This window comes from Rothia mucilaginosa (genome assembly GCF_019334805.1).
Lineage (GTDB): Bacteria > Actinomycetota > Actinomycetes > Actinomycetales > Micrococcaceae > Rothia > Rothia mucilaginosa_C.
The window spans coordinates 1,426,967-1,445,539 of record NZ_CP079822.1 but is presented as its reverse complement, the minus strand read 5'-3'; the positions used below and the strand labels follow the sequence as shown (position 1 = coordinate 1,445,539).

Here is an 18,573-nt window from a genome sequence, read left to right as displayed (position 1 = left end):
CTTCTTTCTGCGCCGCCGCTCTATCGTGCGGGCGGCTGTCCGTAATGATGTCTGTGATGACTTTACCGCACCGGCGGCGAGGGTGTGTAGCGCGCGGTCACGGCTGTGGACAACCTCAAGCAGACTTGTAGCGCCATTTGCCGTAATGCCGGGCGGGTACACTAAACCTATGAGCTATTCTGCCCCCGAAACACCCAGCGCACAGCACCCGGAGCGCCCCCGTCCGAGCGAGCGCGTGCAGATTTTCGCTCTTCCCACCCGCACGATGTACGGCTCCCTGCGTTTTAGCTGGTTGAGCTACCTGGGGCTTGCTGAGCAGCAGCATGCGGCGCAGTTGCCGACCTCCACGGCGGCGGTCAGCTACCTGAGCACTCAGGCGCTCATGCGTGCCATGGCGGCGGCTCGTCTGGATGTGCCGTCCAGTGCCGCTTCTGAGATTGAGGTGGATCGTTCCTGCACCCTGTGCACCAGCGGTAAGAAGCATGGTAAGCCGCGTATTGCGGGCGTAAATTTCAATATGTCGCAGGTGAATCCGCTGGTGGTGGGCGCGTTTAGTCGTAATTCCTCGGCGGTGCTCGGCGTGGATGTTGAGACCCTGGATGCGCGCCTGTTCTCCGGTTTTGCGCGTCTGGCACTCTCTAATGAAGAACGTACGTTCTACGAGCGGGTGGCGCAGGAACGCCCCGCACCCGTACTGCACCTGCTCTCGGTGGCGCTGTGGACCGCTAAGGAGGCGGTGCTCAAGGCGACCGGTCACGGTCTGAGCGTAGTGCCGTCCCTGGTTCGGGTGCAGCTCACCGAGGAACTGCTGGATGCGCTCGAACTTGCCATGAACGAGGAGGTCCCGGGCGACCTTCTGGACGGTAGCACCCCCGAGCCGACCGCCCTGCGCGTACTGACTCAGAACATCTTGACCACCAGCGCGTCCTTTAGCGCACCCATGCCTCAGGGCGGCGGCGAGGCTATCGAGCGTAGCTTTAGCCTGCAGTGGGTGCCCGTGGCGCTGCCCGATGCGGAGAACCCCGAGCACGCGCAGAAGATGCTCATCGCCCTGGCAGTGGAGAACCCTGCCCATAGTGAGCCAGCCCAGGGTGAGCCCGTGCAGGTTGAGGTCGAGCTTCTGCCGGTGGCTACTCCCCTGGAGCTCAAGCGCCTGCTCACCGATTAGTCGCGCTCAATCCCCTACCAACTCATACAACGACAGAACGCGCCCGCCATGCCAGCGAGCGCGTTCCGTCGTTTTATTCAGTCATCGTATTCAGTCGTCGTATTCTGCCTCGTCAAGGCGTTCGTGGCAGAACCTAAGGGGTATCTTCGCCCAGGGTATCCACGCCCAGGGCGCGGCCAAAGCTACCGAGCTTCGTGCCGGTCTCCGTGTGCTCCAGCTCCGGGTCGGACTCAGCCACAATACCCGCACCCGCGTACAGCACCGCCTCGTCCGGGCTGACCTGGGCACAGCGTAGCACCAGCGCCCACTCGCCGTTACCCTCGGCATCCATGTAGCCGACCAGGCCGCCAAAGTAGCGGCGCTCAAAAGACTCCAGCTGGCGAATCAGCTCCAGCGCCTTCTCAGTGGGGGCACCGCAAATCGCGGGGGTCGGGTGAATCGCGCGGGCACCGTCCAGGCAGGTCAGCCCCTCCTTCAGCACGCCGTCGATGGGGGTCGCCAGGTGCCACAGCTGCGGGGTCTGCAGCAGCGAGGGCACCTGCGGCACGTTCAGCTCCTCGGCAATGGGTGCCAGGCGCTCGGCAATATCGTTGATGACGTAGGCGTGCTCGTGGCGGTCCTTCGGCGAGGCGAACAGGCGGTCACGAATCGCCTCGTCCTCGGCGCTACCGGGCTCGGCAATACGCGGGGCGCTACCGGCAAGCGGGTGGGTCTTGAAGGCGCGGCCCTCGGCGCGGAACACCAGCTCCGGGGAGGCACCCATCAGGTAGCTTCCGCTCATGCCGCGCTCGCCGTCGGGCAGTCGCACCGCAAAGTTGAAGGCGGAACGCTGCTGGGCGCGCAGATTGTTGTACAGCGCCTCCAGGTCCAGGGCGCCGGGGGCGTAGCGGGCGGTGAGCACGCGCGAGAGCACAATTTTGCTCAGCTCGCCCGCCTTCATACGCTCCACGGCGGTCGCAACGGCGGCACGGAACCGGTCGTTCTGCCGGCCGGTGACCGACACCGGCTCGGCAAGCGCCACGGTCTGCTCGGGGACCGGCACCTGCTGCTCCTCCAGGCGTTCGGGCACGAAGAGGTAAGCGGGCATATCAGGGTCAAAAGGAATCAGACCCACGACGGCGCTACCGGCACGTTTCGCCTCGTCCAGGGCATTATCGAAGGTGACAGGGGTCATCGCACCGGATGCGCGCAGAACGCGGGTGCCGGTGGCAAAGATAAAGTCGGGAAGGTTCGTCATCGTACTTCTATCAGTGGTGTGTGGGTTCGCGCCGGAAATACCTAGAGTACATTGCGGGCGCGGGTATATTGCAGTCACATCAGTGCCGTTAGAGGGTCGCACCGCCGTCAGCGACAATCTCCTGCATGGTGATGTGGCGTGCCGCCTCAGAAATGAGGAAAGCATTCACCGAGGCAATATCCGCCGGATCGGCAATACGGCGTAGCGGAATGCCCAGGCGGAAGGTCTCCGGGTTGCCGGCAACCGGCAGGGCGGAGCGGTCCTCGCCCTCCCAGGCGTCAGTCACCATGGGGGTTCGGGTGGTGCCGGGGCAGACCGAGTTCACGCGAATACCGTGCGCGGCAAGCTGCAGACCGAAGCTGGAACTCACACGCGCCGCCGACGCCTTCGACGCACCGTAGGCACCGAACTCCGCGCGGGGCACACGCGCCGCGTTGGAGGCGACCGTCACCAGGGAGCGGCTGTTAGTCGGGTCGGTTTCCTGCTGGTCAATCATGATGCGCGCGAATTCGCGCAGGCACAGGAACACGCCGTCGGAGTTGACCGCGTGCAGGCGCTTCCAGGTGTCGAAGCTGGTTTCCAGGAGCGGCTGGCTGTGGGCGATGCCCGCGGCGAGCACCGCGCCGGTGATGGGTTCCTCGAGCGCCGCCACAGCATTGGCGAGGGCGGTGACGGACTCTTCACTCGTGACGTCTACGGCGCGGTAGCGGAAGATAGCGTCCCCGTAGGTACCGAAGGAGGCAATGGGCTGCTCCGCAAGGTCAGCAGCAAATACCGAATAACCGTTCTTAATGAGCTGGTGGACGGTTGCCTCACCAATACCGCCATTCGCGCCGGTCACAATCACCCAGCTCATGCGCGCGCCTCCTCAGCGGTCTCAGCACTCTCAGCGGTCTGCAGGTCGGCGAGCACATCGGCGGTGTTCAGCACGCGGGCGCAACGACCCGAAGCGTACTCGCACGCCAGGCGGTGCTCCTCCTCCGAGAAGTCGGCGAGCGCATCGGCAACCATAAACGGCTGAATGTCACGCATGAACGCCTCCAGGGCGGTGGTCAGGCAACCAATGTGCGCGTACACGCCGCCGATAATGAGCTGGTCGCGGCCGGATTCCTTGAGCAGGTCCTCGAAGGGGCTGCGCACGAACGCGGAGTAGCGCCACTTGGTCAGCACGGTGTCGCGGTCGGTGGGTGCAAGTGCGTCGAGCACGCGGGCGGATTCGTCATTCTGCAGGCCGTCGCCCCAGAAGTCGATGAGCAGGCGGCGGTCTTCGGGGTTCTGGCGCGGCGGCTGCGCGGTGTAGTAGACGGGAATACCGGCGGCGTGGGCGGCGTCAATGAGGCGGCGCAGGTTCCGAATAGCGACATTAATCTGGGCGTCCGGGTTGGCGTTACCCTCCCCCAGGTCAGCGCCTTCGAAAGCCTGAACGAAGTGCACCTGCATGTCGTGCACAAGCAGTACAGCTCGGGAGGGGTCCACAGGCCAGCTCACGCGATTGCTGTGTTCACGGTCAACGTAGGTGTAGGGCTTGATTTTGGGCAGTGCCATGATTCTCCCGGTTTGTGCCTATGGGTTGTATGCGCGGCGCAGGCGGTGCACCGTGGCGGGCATAGCGGCGAGTGGGTACTCTCCTCCGAGCCCCCTCGCACCAACCACCCACACAGTGAGCTTGCGCTTATCTCATAACCATCTTAGGGCATGCTTAGCTACAAGGTACATCTGAACTTTAATAAAAATGCTTCCCCACCCGCACCCCCGTTGACAGCGCAACGGGCGGAACGGGCAGGGAAGCACTCAGACAAGCAGAAACGCTATACGAACCACGAATCCAGACGCGATTCTAGTTCAACTAGTTCACGGGCGCCGCGACGGCAAGAACCTCATTCAGACCCTCAGTGATCGAGGGGTGAGTGTAAATCTCATCGCGCAGCTGCGAAGCGGTAATGCCGTGGCGCATCGCCAGAGCCACCAGGTTAATAACCTCCATGGACTCGATGACCAGCAGCTGGGCGCCCAGAATCTGGTCGGTCTGCGCGTCAATCACGAACTTCATGATGCCGCGCGGGTTCTCCTGGGTCTTCGCACGCGGCATCGCGGCAACCGCGGCAACCGGCTTCGAAGCGACCTTCACCTTGTGGCCAGCCTCGATTGCCTCACGCTCAGTCAGGCCCACGGAGGACAGCGGCGGGTTCATGTAAATAGTCGAAGCCACAGCCTTGCGGTCCTTAGTGGAGCGGGAACCGTCACCAACCAGCTGGGAGAGCACCACGCGGTAGTCATCCATGGAGATGTAGGTGAACTGCGGGCCGCCGTTCACGTCACCGAGCGCGAAAATGTTCGGCACGGTGCTGCGCAGGTGCTCATCCACGACAATTGCACCGCGGTCGTTGGTTTCGATGCTGGTGTTCTCCAGGCCCAGACCCTCGGTGGCGGGCTTGCGGCCGGTCGCAACCATCACGTAGTCCACCTCCAGCTGCCGAGTAGCGCCCTCGGAGTCGAGGTAGGTCACGGTCACCGAGTCAGCGCCGTCCTTGAAGGACTGCACGCGCACGCCGGCATGAGCGGTAATGTCCTGGTCTGCGATAATCTCGCGGGCAACCTGGGCAACGTCCTCGTCATAGCGGCCGAAGAGGGCGGGGGCACCGTCAAGAATGGTCACCTCAGTGCCGTAGGAGGAGAAAATACCGGCAAACTCAACACCGATGGGGCCGCCACCGATAATGCCCAGGCGCTTGGGGCGCGGGGTGAGCTTCTGCAGCTCGGTGGAGGTGAGCACACGCTCAGATTCGCGGATACCCTCAATCGGCGGGATCACCGACACGGCACCGGTGTTGACGATGAAGTAGTCGGCGGTAACGCGCAGGACGTCTTCGCCCGCGGTGACCTCAACCTCGGTGTCGGAGATGAAACGTGCGTGACCGTCAATGAGCTTGGCGGTCTCGTTGGACAGCAGGATCTCGCGGTTCTTGGCGCGCATCATGCCGGTCAGCTTGTCACGGAAGACCACGGCGGATTCGTAGGCGACGTTTGCTTCGTCAAGGCTGCGCTCACCGCTGGCACGGAACTCGTCGGCGCGGTGTACGAGCGCCTTGGTGGGTACGCAACCGATGTTAATGCAGGTGCCACCGTACATGCCGGTGGACTGTTCGATGAGGGCAACGTTCTTGCCGGTCTTGGCGTATGCGCCGGCGAGGGTCTTGCCGCCCTTGCCGAAGCCGATGACGACCATGTCAAAGTGCAGCTGAGCGGGGGTGGTCATACTATTCTCCTGTGAAATTTAGATGATGATGTCTTCACAGAATTCAACGCAAAGAAATGAGCATTATTCCTGTGCGCCACATTTTTCTCCCCACCCCAATTCATGCCCCAACCACCGCTAAGGCATGAGCAAAGCCCCCACCGCACTGCACAGAACACACTGCACAGGACGGTAGGGGCTTCATATAGGGAGGGCTAGCTCAGGAACTTCAGCAGGTCCTCAGCGAACTCATCTGCGTACTGGAAGAGAGCACCGTGACCGGAACGGCGGTACATCTTCAGCTCACTCTGGGCAACCTTGCGGTGCATATCGTAGGAGTTGACGCTGGGCACCATCATGTCAGTTTCACCGTTGACGATGAGGGTGGGCTGGGCAATGTATGCCATATCGTCCTGCGGCTGCTTGCCCCAGCGGCGGATAGCCACCAGCTGACGCAGGAAGCCGACAACTTTCATCGGGGCACCGCGGTGCGCCTCGGTGCGGGCACCCATACGGTCCAGCACGCGCTGCGCCTCAATGCCGCCCTGTGCGTCGTGGGTGTAGAAGATGTAGCGCTTGGGGCTAATCTTCTCGCGGGCTGCACGCGCCATGTAGCCGAAGGTGGTTCCGGTGACGGCATCGATTCCAGCACCACCGCGCGGGCCGGTACCGACCAGAACCAGGCGGTTGATGAGGGTCGGGTAGGCGCGTACAACTTCCTGAGCGATCATGCCGCCCATGGACAGGCCCAGCAGGTTGACCTTCTGGTAGCCGAGGGCCGGAATAATTTCTGCTGCCTGGTGAGCCATACCGGGGATGGTGGTTGCAACAGAGCCTTCGCTGGAACCCACGCCGGGTAGGTCCATCACGATTACGTGCTGGCGCTCAGCGAGCAGGTCAAGCAGCTTGGGGTCCCAGTCGTCCATAGTGGCGGCGAGGTGCACGAGCATGACCAGCGGAATGTCTGAGTTGCCTTCGCCGAGTTCTCGGTAGGCAATCTTCTGGTTGTTAACGGTGATGTAGCGGGTGGGGGTTTCGAGGTAAGACACGGTTGTTCTTTTCGTTGAGTGAGGCGCTTATGCGGTAAAGGAGATGACGGTCTTGCCGTTGGAGCGGCCGTTAGCTACCTTGTCCAGGGCTGCGTTGACGTCTTCGAAGGGGAAGACAGTATCGATGGAGGGCTTAATCTGACGCTCAGCAAAGATGTCAGCGACCTGCTGCAGCTGCGCGCCGTTGGATTCAACGAAGATGAAGTGGTAGGTCACGCCGTACTTCTGCGCCTTGCGGTCCATGGTGCGACCTGCCGCGCCAAAGAGCAGCTGCTTCCAGAGGGGCATGCCCATGCGCTGTGCGAATGCCTTGTTGGGCATGCCTCGCAGGGAGACGAGCTGACCGCCGGGCGCCATGATGCTCATCTGCTTTTCAGTTTCGTCGCCGCCGAGGGTGTCGAGCACGTAGTCGATACCGCTGAGGGTTTCAGCGTAGTTTTCGGTCTTATAGTCGATGAAGCGGTCAGCACCAAGACCCAGCACGCGCTCCTTACCGGAGGCGCTACCGTTCGTGATGACGGTCAGACCCTTTGCCTTTGCCAGGGGAATTGCCATAGCACCCACACCGCCGGTACCGCCGGAGATGAAGATGGTCTTGCCGGGCTGAGCACCCATCAGGTCGAATGCCTGCATGACGGTCAGGGCGGTCAGGGGAACACCCGCCGCTTCCTCGTCGCTGAGGTATTCGGGTACGCGAGCCAGCGCGTCCGCGTCCACGGCTACGTATTCTGCGAAAGCGCCGATGCTGTTCAGCGGCAGGCGGGCAAAGACGCGCTCGCCGACGGTGAAGGAGGTGACGCCTTCGCCGAGGGCTTCTACGCGGCCGACGATTTCGTTGCCTGCGATTTGGGGCAGTGCGTAGGGGGTGATGAGCTTGACTTCACCGCGGGAAATCATGTTGTCGAGGGGGTTGACGCCTGCGGTGCTGACCTTGACGAGTACCTGCTGTGCGCCGGGGCGGGGTGCGGGTACGTCGGTGACGGTGAGGGCGATGTTGTTCTTGTTGTAAGAAACGATCTGTGTTGCCTTCATGAGGTGTCCTTTCGGGTGTGGTGTTATTCGGTAAGTTCTGGTGCCGGGTTTAACCGTGTTTGAGCCGGTTATGCGGGAGGGGTTTTTCCTGCCGCGGTGTAGAGGTTCGTGATGACGTTGCGCAGGCTTCGCTGCGCGAGGTCTTGAGCCAGCTTGGTTTGAGTTTCCTCGAAGATGGGGTTGACCGCCTGGAGGATGTGGGCGCCGACCGGGCATTCTTCGTTCGCGTTGTGGTGCGTGTGGAAGAGGTTGATGCTGCGGGTTTCCTGGACGGCGAGGTAAATGTCGAGGAGGCTAATATTCTCTGCCGGGCGGGTGAGCTGGTAGCCGGGTTTGCCGCGCTGGGAGCTGAGGATATCTGCCTTTTTGAGGAAGGTGATGATTTTGCGGATGTAGCTGGCGTTGGTGCCGACGCTGCGCGCAAGGTCTTCGGAGCTGAGCGTTTTTTCGCTTTCGCTAATCATCGTTAGGACGTGTAGTGCTACCGAGAATTTGGTGTCCATGTCCCCTCCTGGGTGTTTGCCGCATATCTTAGTTGTATCCGTATTGGGTACAAGTACAACTATGACAGCAGAAACTTACGTCGTCAAGTTTTATATCTGAGAGGTGCGCCATCAACACAAAGCCACTCTCGCCGCCCCTACAGCCACCCCTCAACCCGTGCGGGCGTAGACTGAAACTACCCCGCTCTCTATGAGAAGCCAACCTAGGAGAAGCCAGCACAATCAGGAGGATTCCATGAAAACCCACGATATTCTGCGTGACGCCGCCAGCCGCCCCGGCATCGAAGCTGCCGTAGCCGTCAAGGGGTTATCAGCGGAGGCGTTGAACGCACATCCGGGCGGGCACCCGAACTCTATCGCCTGGCTCCTCTGGCACGCCGGACGACAGATGGACATGCAACTCTCCGCCCTCAGCGGTCAGCAGCAGGTCTGGGAGACTCGAGGGTTCCGGGAACGTTTTAATCTGGGCGAGCTCGGCGACACCATGGGTTATGGCCACACCGCCGAGCAGGCACGCTCCATCGTGGTTGAAGATTCTGCCCTGTTGGTGGAGTACCTTGTGGCAACCGGCGAGGCGCTCGCCGACTACGCGCAGACGCTGAGCGAGGCTGATTTGAGCGAGATTATTGACCGTTCGTGGACTCCGGCGGTGACTCGCGGTGTGCGCCTGGTCAGCATGATTGACGATGCGGCGCAGCACGTAGGTCAGGCGGCGTACGTGGCGGGTATTCTCGCGGCGCAGGGCTAACGGCAGAGCGCTACCCCCCTGACAATAGGTGCGAAAAAGGCGGTGGCGCCTCGGACACAACCGTCCGAGACGCCACCGCTCATTTATGCTTATCGACATTGTTTAGAGGTTTAGAGCAATTCTTAACTACAGAGAGATACCTATTTCTTGGGCAGAAAAATCTGCACAAGAATCCGTTCAGTTCTTGTTGAATAAAGGTACTTTCTCAAGGCTTCACTTCCACGTTTTAGAGCATATAACATCTTAAGATTTCTATACATGCTCATTGCAAATAATAAGAATCTTTCCTTTCGGTCTTCTTCTAACATCCTATCAGTACTTTCCCGCAAGATTCCTAGGTTATTTGATACATAGCTAACCACTCCATCTTGGGTATAGAAAAGGTTGTTCGCCCGATCTAAATCCTTCAGAGAATATAATCTCCAGTACAGAGACCAAATAGAATAGTTTTTCAAAGCCATCTCTCGGGCAACAGATTCCACCTTTTCATCCATTAGCCTATTGATATCAGCAACAAAATCCTCAAGTCCTGAAAGGTTCATAAAATTATAATCACGGGCTTTCAGTACAGTATGATGACATGCACTCTCCAACTCGCTATAATTAGATATTTCTCCCTTTAACCCCGATTCAATAATTAATTTTTGATTCCTTATCGCGTGCCCATAATTTATTGATATATCATATAAACTCTTTTCAAGCCACAGCATTAATTCTCTATACAAGGTAACCACTTCTTCTAGATACTCAGACTCTTCCGCCTCAATAACCTTCCGAACATCTCGCTTATGGCCATAGAAATAAAAGAAAAATACTGTTGGAGCTAAGGACACTAACGCAACCATCAGAGGTAATCTTGAAAATATATCCAGGAAATCAATCTTAGCTTCCAGCAATTGAGACACTACATTTGGAATCTTTTTCAAAGAAGGTTCGTCCACTTTAAATAAGTGCAGAGAAAAAGAGGAAAGCAAAACCGAAAGAACGACAGGGAAACCAGTTAAAAATTTCAATATATTCGCTATACTACGGAGCACATTTCCCTTATTCAACCCTTTCCATACATCATTTTCTTCAACTGAAACACGGATAATTTTCCCCAGATTTAAAAACCCACGAAGCCTAGACCACCTATATTCAAGTCTAACGACAAACATTGCTTGTCGAATACACTCCCTTTTAACTAACCAGGGCCCAATTCTACTTAAGATAAGAATAATTGAAGTATCCAGCAAACCAAGAATAATCTCATACAAAAAGAGATAAATTGTCAACAAAAATAAGTATATAAATGCGAGTGAAATTAATTTTAACTCCAGCCGAGCACCAAGCATTTCCTGAATATTCATAAAAAGGATTTCTCCAAGATGAGAAATATTCAAAAAAATCACAGCCGGGAAAAATACTACTATTTGCCTAAAAATATTAATAAACATTTATTATCTACCCCTTGGTTCAAATATAAATAATCTGACATAATCACTCTATATGTAAGCTCTATTTACAAACAGTATAATTATCCTACTGCCTCTGCAGCAGCACCATGACCTCATAGTGGTCCGTATGCGGGAACATATCCAGCACGCGGCCCTGCACCGGCGCATACGAGGGCATGCGCTCCAGGTCCTTCGCCAAAGTCACCGCATTACAGCTCGAATACACCACACGGTCAATACCCGAACCCTCAATCCACGCGCACAGGCTCTCACCAATACCGCGGCGCGGCGGGTTCACCACCAGCATCTGCGGCACCGTGCCCGAAGACACCGCGAACTCCGGCGCGTCCTGAGCCGAAAAACTCACGCCCTCCAGACCGTACTCAGCGACCGTGCGCTGCGCCGAAGCGACCGCCTCCGCACTAATCTCAATGCCCGTCACCGAGCCGCCGTCCATCACCGACGCGGCATGCAGAGCAAAACCACCCACACCGCAGTACAGGTCCCACAGCGAGCGCGGAGCCACCTCACGCACCCACTCGCGGCCCTGCGCATACATCGCCTCAGCAACCTTCGTGTTCGTCTGGAAGAAGCTCTGCGGACGCAAATGCAGGGTCAGGTCATTCACCTGCATCGGCAGGGTCTGACGCTCCGAGAGAATAATCTCCTCATCACCCTCAACGCGCGCCACCGGTTCACGCAGCAGGTTCACCGACAGCACCGCCAGGTTCGGCAGCTGCTCCTGCAGCCAGTCCATCTGGCGGCGAATCGGCACCAGCAGCTTCTTCGAACGCAACACGAAACGCACCATCAGTTCACCCGCCGCCGAAGCCGTCACCAGAATATTCTTCAGCTCACCGCGACGATTCGGAATGTCATAGGGGGTCAGGTCCGCGCGCTGGATCAGCTCACGCAGCACCGGAATAGCAGCCTGAATCGGCTCCATATAGAGCGGGCATTCGCCAAGATCAGTGGAGGCGCCCGTACGGTAATCCACAATGCCGAGGGTCGGGTTCTTCGCCGAACCGCCCACCACGAGCTTCGCCTTGTTGCGGAAGCCCGCCTCCGCGCTGGTCACCGGGTCCAGCCACTGCAGCTGAGGGTGGGCGGCAAGCAGGGCGCGGGCGTGCTCCTGCTTCGCCTGCACCTGCGCGGTGTAGGCGGTCTCAATGCTGGGGCAGGAGGAGCAGAGGTCATCACGAAAATAGGCGCATTCCATAAGGAGCCATTCTACCGCCTCCATCGGCGGGACAGGACGCATGGGCACACAAAAGCGGGGGCGGCCACCCTTCATGGGTAGCCGCCCCCGCCTCATACGGATGCGTGGACCTGCGCCGGTTTGGGCACCAGCGTTAGGTCACCACCGTGTCACGCTTCGCGTGCCACGGATTCCGTAGAAATTTACCCCATCAGGGATAAATTTCTACTACATCATGCCTGCCATGCCGTCCGCACCGGGAGCAGCCGCGCCAGCGGGCTCCGGCTTGTTCGCAACAACAGCCTCAGTGGTCAGGAACAGGCCAGCAATAGACGCAGCGTTCTGCAGAGCCGAACGGGTCACCTTCACCGGGTCAGCAATACCAGCAGCCATCAGGTCCTCGTACTCACCGGTTGCGGCGTTCAGGCCGGTACCAGCAGGCAGGGAACGAACGCGGTCAACCACAACGCCCGGCTCCAGGCCAGCGTTAGCAGCGATCTGCTTCAGCGGTGCGTCAATAGCCACGCGCACAATGTTCGCGCCAGTTGCCTCATCGCCGGTCAGCTCCAGCTTGTCGAAGACCTTCACGCCAGCCTGAATCAGAGCAACGCCACCACCGGGGACGATACCCTCCTCAACAGCAGCCTTAGCGTTACGCACAGCATCCTCAATGCGGTGCTTGCGTTCCTTCAGCTCAACCTCGGTTGCGGCACCAGCCTTCAGCACGGCTACGCCACCGGCAAGCTTAGCCAGGCGCTCCTGCAACTTCTCACGGTCGTAGTCGGAGTCAGAGTTAGCGATCTCTGCGCGAATCTGAGCCACGCGACCCTCGATAGCTGCTGCATCGCCTGCACCCTCGATGATGGTGGTCTCGTCCTTGGTCACAACGACCTTGCGAGCGGAACCGAGCATATCCAGGGTTGCTGCGTCCAGGGACAGGCCAACCTCTTCGGTAATGACCTGGCCACCGGTCAAGATAGCGATATCAGCCATCTGAGCCTTACGGCGGTCACCGAAGCCCGGAGCCTTCACAGCCACAGACTTGATGGAGCCGCGCATCTTGTTCAGCACCAGCAGAGCCAGAGCCTCACCCTCAACGTCCTCAGCAACAATCAGCAGCGGCTTGCCGGACTGCATGACCTTCTCCAGGACGGGGACGAGGTCCTTCACGTTCGAAATCTTCTGGTTCACAACCAGGATGTAGGGGTCCTCCAGGACTGCTTCCTGACGCTCCGGGTCGGTCACGAAGTAACCGGACAGGAAGCCCTTGTCGAAGCGCATACCCTCAGTCAGTTCCAGGTGCAGACCGAAAGTGTTGGAGTCCTCAACGGTGATGACGCCTTCCTTGCCGACCTTCTCCATTGCCTCAGCAATGAGCTTGCCGATCTCGGCGTCGCCAGCGGAAATAGATGCGGTTGCGGCAATCTCTTCCTCGGTCTCAACTTCCTTCGCGGAGGAGAGCAGAGCCTCGGTCACAGCCTCAACAGCCTTCTCAATGCCGCGCTTGAGGCTCAGCGGGTCAGCGCCAGCAGCCACGTTGCGCAGGCCCTCGCGAACCAGCGCCTGAGCCAGAACGGTAGCGGTGGTGGTACCGTCACCTGCGATGTCGTCAGTCTTCTTAGCAACTTCCTTGACGAGCTCCGCACCAATCTTCTCGTACGGATCCTCCAGCTCGATTTCCTTCGCGATCGAGACACCGTCGTTGGTGATGGTGGGGGCGCCCCACGCCTTCTCCAGCACAACGTTGCGGCCGCGGGGGCCGAGGGTCACCTTCACTGCATCGGCGAGGGTGTTCAAACCGCGCTCAAGGCCGCGGCGTGCCTCTTCGTCAAAAGCAATGAGCTTTGCCATAAGTGTCCTCCTGGACGATCGGATTTCTTCCTCCACCCTTGCGGGTGCGGTACATCTAAAATCGGGTGGCTGCCCCTCCACAACACCCCGGTTACGGAGGCGCGGGCAGAGTAGGGCATAAAGCACCCGAACGCTACATCAATTGTGGCACCCGCACCGGCATGGAGCAAACGTTTAAGCCCAAGGTTGAAGGGTTAATCGCCCAGTGCTTAATCTGCACTCATTAAGCCCGCCAAAAGGGGCGTTACCGGTGTGCCTACCGGGGGCGCGTGAGGGGTGTTAAAAGCATCAACCCCACCCGGCGCATCAGTGGAATTGCGCGGATGGGGTTGAGCAGAAGTCGTTATGGCAGAAACAGTGGGCACGGGCTTAGATTCGCGGACTTAGCACGGGCTTAGATTCGCGGACTTAGATTCACTGGGGCAACCGCCCGAACCTATTCCGCTGCAGTAGCGGAGGGGGTGTAATCCGAGGACAGAATCACGATGACCTCGTGGTTGCCCATCTGCACATCGGAGGTTGCCTGACGCACCTGAGTAATACCCAGCTTCGAGGCGATACTCTGCGCCTGCGACTGGTAGCCCTCAGCGTAGTAGACCACGCTGGTTGCCGGTGCCGCACCCGTGTAGTTTGCCGTCTCGCTGATGGTGTAACCGGTCAGCAGTGCCGCCGCACCGGATGCGCTACCCGCCGGAGCCGCCGCATTGTAGACCGCCACAGAGATGGACTCAGCCAGACCAGTCTTCGTAGCACTTGCCGAGGCGGAAGCCTTAGCCGGGGCAGAGGACGCCGAGGCGCTTGCGGGGGCGGAGCTACTCTTCGCGGTGGACGCCGAATACTGCGGAGAGGCGGTGCGCGGCGCGTACACGTACATTGCGCCGCCGATGAGCAGACCAACTACGCCTGCAGCTACCAGGGGAATGGCGCCCTTGGGGCTCTTTGCCGGGTCAGCATTGACCGCGCGGTAGGTTCCGCGGCGGGCGGTATTTTCGTCTACCTCATCAAATTCGTCGCGGGGGTAGCTCATTTATCCTCATTTCACGGGTCTCTGTTTACCGGCTGGTACCGTGCCTCCCTGCCTGGCACGCGGGCGCGGCTGCAGAAGGTGCGGTCTTGGTGTTCTAGTACCTAGAGTACCGGCTCAATTAGCGAGAACCAATGTGAACGCCCCGCAACCGGCTGTGAAAGAGACGGACACCGCACAGTGTTCAATCTCTGGTTGAACCTAAGGTGTGCGGGGTTGGATGCAGGAGTTGGAAGGCTCGCACGGCTCCCGCAATTCGAGCCCCTAGTCAGCGTCTCGGCGGGCGCGCAGAACGTCGATCATCTGCGGCGCTGCGGCGCGTACCCGCTCATCATCGAGCATCACATTCAGGCGCTGATAGTAGGCAATCGGGGTGAAACCGGCGGCGATAATCGCCTTCTCCTTGGAACCCTGGTGCTTGAAGCGGCGGCGCTCCACCTCAAGGATGCGGCGCTCCACCGGGGTCAGCCCGCCGGGTTGGCTCTGGGCTTCCGGCTGGTTTTCTATTTCCGCCTGGCTCTGCGCTTCTAATTGGCTCTGTGCTTCTGGCTGGCTCTGTGCGGTTTCAGCGCGTTCCTGTTCTGACACGTTCCCTCCTGTCTGTAGCTCGCCCGCTGCGGCTGGCGTCTCCTAGCGTGTGTATTCGTCATCCCCTAGTCTAGAAGAGAAACCCAGCCTAGAAGAGAACCCTAGCCTAGAGGAGAGCCTCAGTCTAGAAGAGAACCTCAGTCTAGAGGAGAAGTATTCATCCCGCACCCGGCCCCGTCACCGTCCGGGTCGCATCAGCACCAGGAGATTCCCCGAGGAGATTCATGAACCAGCCCCTCAGCAACATTATGAGCGAGGATTGGGCGGCAGCACTCGCCCCCGTCGAAGAGCAGATTCACGCCATGGGCGCTTTTCTGCGTGAGGAGCACGCGGCGGGGTACCGCACGTTCCCGCCTGCCGCCGATATTTTCAATGCGTTCCGCCGCCCGATGAGTCGGGTGAAGGTCCTCATTATTGGTCAGGACCCCTACCCCACCCCGGGTAATGCGATGGGCCTGTCGTTCTCGGTACACCGCGGTATGCCGCTGCCTCGTTCGCTGAACAATATTTACAAGGAGCTGCAGGACGATCTGGGTATCGCCCCGGCTGATCACGGCGACCTGTCCTGTTGGGCTGATGAGGGCGTCATGCTGCTCAACAGGGTTTTGACGGTGCGTGAGTCTGATGCGGGTTCGCACCGCGGCAAGGGTTGGGAGGAGATTACCGAGTGCGCTATCCGTGCACTGGTGGCGCGCAACCAGCCGCTGGTGGGTCTGCTGTGGGGCGCGGATGCACGCAAGTGCGCACCCATGCTGCAGCCGTACCCGAGCGTGGAGTCGGCGCATCCTTCGCCGCTGTCTGCTCGTCGTGGTTTCTTTGGTTCGCGCCCGTTTTCGACCGTGAATTCTTTGCTGGTACAGCAGGGTGCGGAGCCGGTGGATTGGACGGTTCGCTAGAACGGCTCGCTAGGCGCAGTACAAGAGCCGGTGTGGGAGCTGGCTCAATGGGTATAGCGAAGGGGCGGTAGCTTGTGAGGTGAACTCGCAAGCTACCGCCCCTTCCCTACATCCAATATATGCAATATTGGCTATATACCCTTGAAGGAGGGCTAAGAATCTGCCGGTTCCACATTCCGCGGAGTCGTAAAATGCTGCAGTGCATACTGCATTGTGTAATTACCCAGAGCAACACCCGAAGCCATCGCCACCACAATCGAAACCGCCGTAATCATATTCTGCATACCCAGAATCACATCCGTCTCAACCGTCAGCAGATACATGCCGCGGAAGAACGACAGACCCGGCAGCAAGAACGTAATCGCAGGAATCGAGAAAATCGCCTGAGGCACATGCAGACGGTACGCAAAATACGTGCTCAACGCACCAATCACAACCGCCGCACACGCCGTCGGACCGCGACCAGCACTCGGACCGGCAAGCAACTCATAGCCGTAATACGCCGCCAAACCGCAGCCCGTAATGACCATCAGCCAACCGACCTTCACCAGCTTCGTCTGCAAGGTAATTGCAAAGGTTGCAATCGCCACAAGGAAGAAGAAAGACGCCACCAGCGGAGTCGTCGGTTCAAAACGTAGCTGCTCAATATCCAGGGTCGGGCCATTGAAAATATTGATCGCACTCACCGCAGTCGCAATGCCGACCACCAGACCCAAGAAGCTCATACCCGTCGACACGAAACGACCCACAGCCGTCACAGGGAAGCCGTTAATCGCATCCTGCACGGCACCCACCAGACGCGGAGTCGGCAAGAACATAATCATGCCCGCAGCAACCACCAGAGGCGCCGAAATCGGCTCACCCTGACGCTGCAGCACCGAAAGAATGGACCCTTCACCGCCCAGCCAAATCGCCAAGAAGGTCATCAGACCCGCACTAGCGGCCATACGGAAGAACGCCGGAATACCAATCGAACTCAACCACTGAATCAGCAAGTACACGGGGATAAAAATAATCACCGCGCTCAACGCCGTCGCAAAGCTCGCCCCCAGCGCCGCCGTCAGGGTTCCAGCACACGCCAAATTCGCCGCCCACACCACCAGAGGCGGAAACGGCTTGGGTCGGTGCGTAATCTGGCTCAGCTTCAAATCGGCGATTTCCAGGGTCATGCCGCCACGAGTGATCTTATAGATCAGGCCGTACACCTCAGAAAGCGCCTCATAGTTCTCAGTGGAGGAACGCACCACACGCACCAGGGTGTGAGTGAAACGCTCGTCTGCGTTCGCATTGCGCTTGGCGATACGGGACTCCATGTAAATATCGGGGTCTGAGGTGTAGTTGATGGTCACCGACTGGTTCGTAATATCGACTTCCACCGAGTCCAGCCCGTACGCCGAAGAGACCGCAATAATCGCCGAGTCCACATCCATGGCGTCCGCACCGTAGTGGAACATCGCCTCAGCCAGGCGCAGAGTGAAGTTCAGGGTATCGCGGGCGTACTCCTTCTCACGGCGGAACGCTTCACGACGCTCATGCTCGTCAGTGCGGATAGTCGGCACAAACTGGCGCTGAGCGATGCGCTGGGCACCACGCGGGGCGGCGGGTGCCGCCTCCTCAGTGCGCACGAAGGAGCGGAGGCGACGCGAACCCCAACGGCCGCCGCTACCGCGCCCGTGGAGGCCCTGAGCGCCCCTATCAACCAGCGGTACGGAGGTGGTGGGCATCGAGACGGGCCCGGTCTTCGGCATTGCGGCAGGATCCGCACCGAAGCGTCGGGCTGCGTGAGAGTTCGGCACCTGCGGAATCATACCGGTCATGGGCACCGGCTGGGAGGGTCGGGTCAGCGCCTCCTCGGTCACCATATTGCTGGAGGTGACGGGGTTCGGGTCCTCACGGTACGCGTCCAGCTCATAATCAGGCACGAGGGAGGGGTCAATGACGGTACGCGCGCCGTGGCCGTTAGGGGTCAGTTCGGGGTCGCATGTGGGCTCAACCGGCTCCTGCGCGGTGATGCCCATATCCGCTGCGGCCTCCTGCAGTACATCGCTGACAGCTTCTGCAGCGACGGTGCTCTCCTGGCTTGTCGCGGAGGTAGCATGCTGAGCCAGCACGCGGCGCAATTTCTCGTCGGTGACCTGGTCTAGTGAAACCAGGGGAAAACCGCGTTTACCGGCGATGTAGCCCGCGGTGGTGTTCTGCTCGCTTCCTTCCATTGCGGCAGTGTTCGCTTCGTCTGCATGCGAAGCTTCCCGCGATGTGGGGGTCGCGGGGGTGTTCCTCGATTCTGCCAATGTCCCTCCCAGATAGACAGTGCCTATTTAGTCTAACAAGGGCACGATTCTGCGGTAGCACTGGAGAGCAGAAATATCACTTTTCTGCCCGGTGATTTTGTGAGCAAAAAGCGCTCTGCGGCACTTACGGCAGAAGGCTTCATTGATATGAAGAGAAATCCAGGTCATTACTGCACAGAAGATATTTTGGGAGATATTTCTAGAGCTATTTTCGAGGAAAAATAAAGGTTATATATACATTAAGATTTGCAGAGAAATATCCCCTATCTCCCCCCACTCACGCCTCAATAAAAAATGAATTATTCATAACAAAAAAT

The 18,573-nt window shown here is 59.0% G+C and carries 16 protein-coding genes; 3 read left to right on the top strand and 13 right to left on the bottom strand.

From position 1 onward, the window contains the following. Positions 1-169: 169 nt before the first annotated feature. Complete coding sequence (locus LPB405_RS05735; protein WP_219100588.1) at positions 170-1,168, top strand: 4'-phosphopantetheinyl transferase family protein; 999 nt, start codon at positions 170-172, stop codon at positions 1,166-1,168. Positions 1,169-1,301: 133 nt separating this feature from the next. Here LPB405_RS05735 and LPB405_RS05730 read toward each other — a convergent pair whose 3' ends face one another. From LPB405_RS05730 to LPB405_RS05700, 7 genes are all read right to left on the bottom strand, one after another. Beyond that, entirely contained in the window at positions 1,302-2,405 is a 1,104-nt protein-coding gene (locus tag LPB405_RS05730) for an isochorismate synthase (RefSeq protein WP_219100586.1), read from the bottom strand. An 88-nt stretch (positions 2,406-2,493) separates the two neighbouring features. Continuing rightward, positions 2,494-3,261 carry an SDR family oxidoreductase gene (locus LPB405_RS05725; RefSeq protein ID WP_219100584.1) on the bottom strand — a complete coding sequence of 256 codons (768 nt, stop codon included), beginning with the start codon at positions 3,259-3,261 and terminating at the stop codon, positions 2,494-2,496. Then, a complete protein-coding gene (locus tag LPB405_RS05720) occupies positions 3,258-3,950 on the bottom strand; it encodes an isochorismatase family protein (RefSeq protein WP_219100582.1) in 693 nt (230 codons plus the stop codon). The genes LPB405_RS05725 and LPB405_RS05720 overlap by 4 nt, the downstream gene beginning before the upstream one ends. Positions 3,951-4,251: 301 nt before the next feature. Next, positions 4,252-5,661, bottom strand: a complete 1,410-nt coding sequence (locus LPB405_RS05715; protein WP_219100580.1) for an FAD-dependent oxidoreductase — start codon at positions 5,659-5,661, stop codon at positions 4,252-4,254. Between the two features lie 194 nt (positions 5,662-5,855). Continuing rightward, positions 5,856-6,689 (bottom strand): alpha/beta fold hydrolase, encoded by an 834-nt coding sequence (locus tag LPB405_RS05710; protein ID WP_219100578.1) that lies wholly within the window; start codon positions 6,687-6,689, stop codon positions 5,856-5,858. Positions 6,690-6,716: 27 nt separating this feature from the next. Then, positions 6,717-7,721: an NADP-dependent oxidoreductase gene (locus LPB405_RS05705; RefSeq protein WP_219100576.1), complete on the bottom strand. Its 1,005-nt coding sequence runs from the start codon at positions 7,719-7,721 to the stop codon at positions 6,717-6,719. A 68-nt stretch (positions 7,722-7,789) separates the two neighbouring features. Beyond that, positions 7,790-8,224, bottom strand: a complete 435-nt coding sequence (locus LPB405_RS05700) for an Rrf2 family transcriptional regulator (RefSeq protein ID WP_219100574.1) — start codon at positions 8,222-8,224, stop codon at positions 7,790-7,792. A 235-nt stretch (positions 8,225-8,459) separates the two neighbouring features. Between LPB405_RS05700 and LPB405_RS05695 the strand changes: the two genes are divergently transcribed. Continuing rightward, positions 8,460-8,972 (top strand): mycothiol transferase, encoded by a 513-nt coding sequence (locus tag LPB405_RS05695; protein WP_219100572.1) that lies wholly within the window; start codon positions 8,460-8,462, stop codon positions 8,970-8,972. Positions 8,973-9,112: 140 nt separating this feature from the next. Here LPB405_RS05695 and LPB405_RS05690 read toward each other — a convergent pair whose 3' ends face one another. From LPB405_RS05690 to LPB405_RS05670, 5 genes are all read right to left on the bottom strand, one after another. Continuing rightward, complete coding sequence (locus LPB405_RS05690) at positions 9,113-10,408, bottom strand: hypothetical protein (protein WP_219100570.1); 1,296 nt, start codon at positions 10,406-10,408, stop codon at positions 9,113-9,115. Between the two features lie 85 nt (positions 10,409-10,493). Beyond that, complete coding sequence (gene rlmC / locus LPB405_RS05685) at positions 10,494-11,627, bottom strand: 23S rRNA (uracil(747)-C(5))-methyltransferase RlmC (RefSeq protein WP_219102055.1); 1,134 nt, start codon at positions 11,625-11,627, stop codon at positions 10,494-10,496. A gap of 207 nt (positions 11,628-11,834) precedes the next feature. Beyond that, positions 11,835-13,457: a chaperonin GroEL gene (groL, locus tag LPB405_RS05680; protein WP_005504512.1), complete on the bottom strand. Its 1,623-nt coding sequence runs from the start codon at positions 13,455-13,457 to the stop codon at positions 11,835-11,837. 436 nt (positions 13,458-13,893) lie between these two features. Beyond that, positions 13,894-14,484: a LytR C-terminal domain-containing protein gene (locus LPB405_RS05675; protein WP_219100568.1), complete on the bottom strand. Its 591-nt coding sequence runs from the start codon at positions 14,482-14,484 to the stop codon at positions 13,894-13,896. 261 nt (positions 14,485-14,745) lie between these two features. Then, entirely contained in the window at positions 14,746-15,069 is a 324-nt protein-coding gene (locus LPB405_RS05670) for a DUF3263 domain-containing protein (RefSeq protein WP_012902847.1), read from the bottom strand. Positions 15,070-15,293: 224 nt separating this feature from the next. Here LPB405_RS05670 and LPB405_RS05665 point away from each other — a divergent pair, with 224 nt between their 5' ends. Next, the gene (locus LPB405_RS05665; protein ID WP_219100566.1) at positions 15,294-15,965 is read left to right on the top strand and encodes a uracil-DNA glycosylase; all 672 of its coding nucleotides are present in this window, start codon (positions 15,294-15,296) and stop codon (positions 15,963-15,965) included. A 152-nt stretch (positions 15,966-16,117) separates the two neighbouring features. Here LPB405_RS05665 and LPB405_RS05660 read toward each other — a convergent pair whose 3' ends face one another. Beyond that, on the bottom strand, positions 16,118-18,256 hold the full coding sequence (locus LPB405_RS05660) for a threonine/serine exporter family protein (protein ID WP_219100564.1): 2,139 nt from the start codon (positions 18,254-18,256) through the stop codon (positions 16,118-16,120). Positions 18,257-18,573 lie beyond the last annotated feature (317 nt).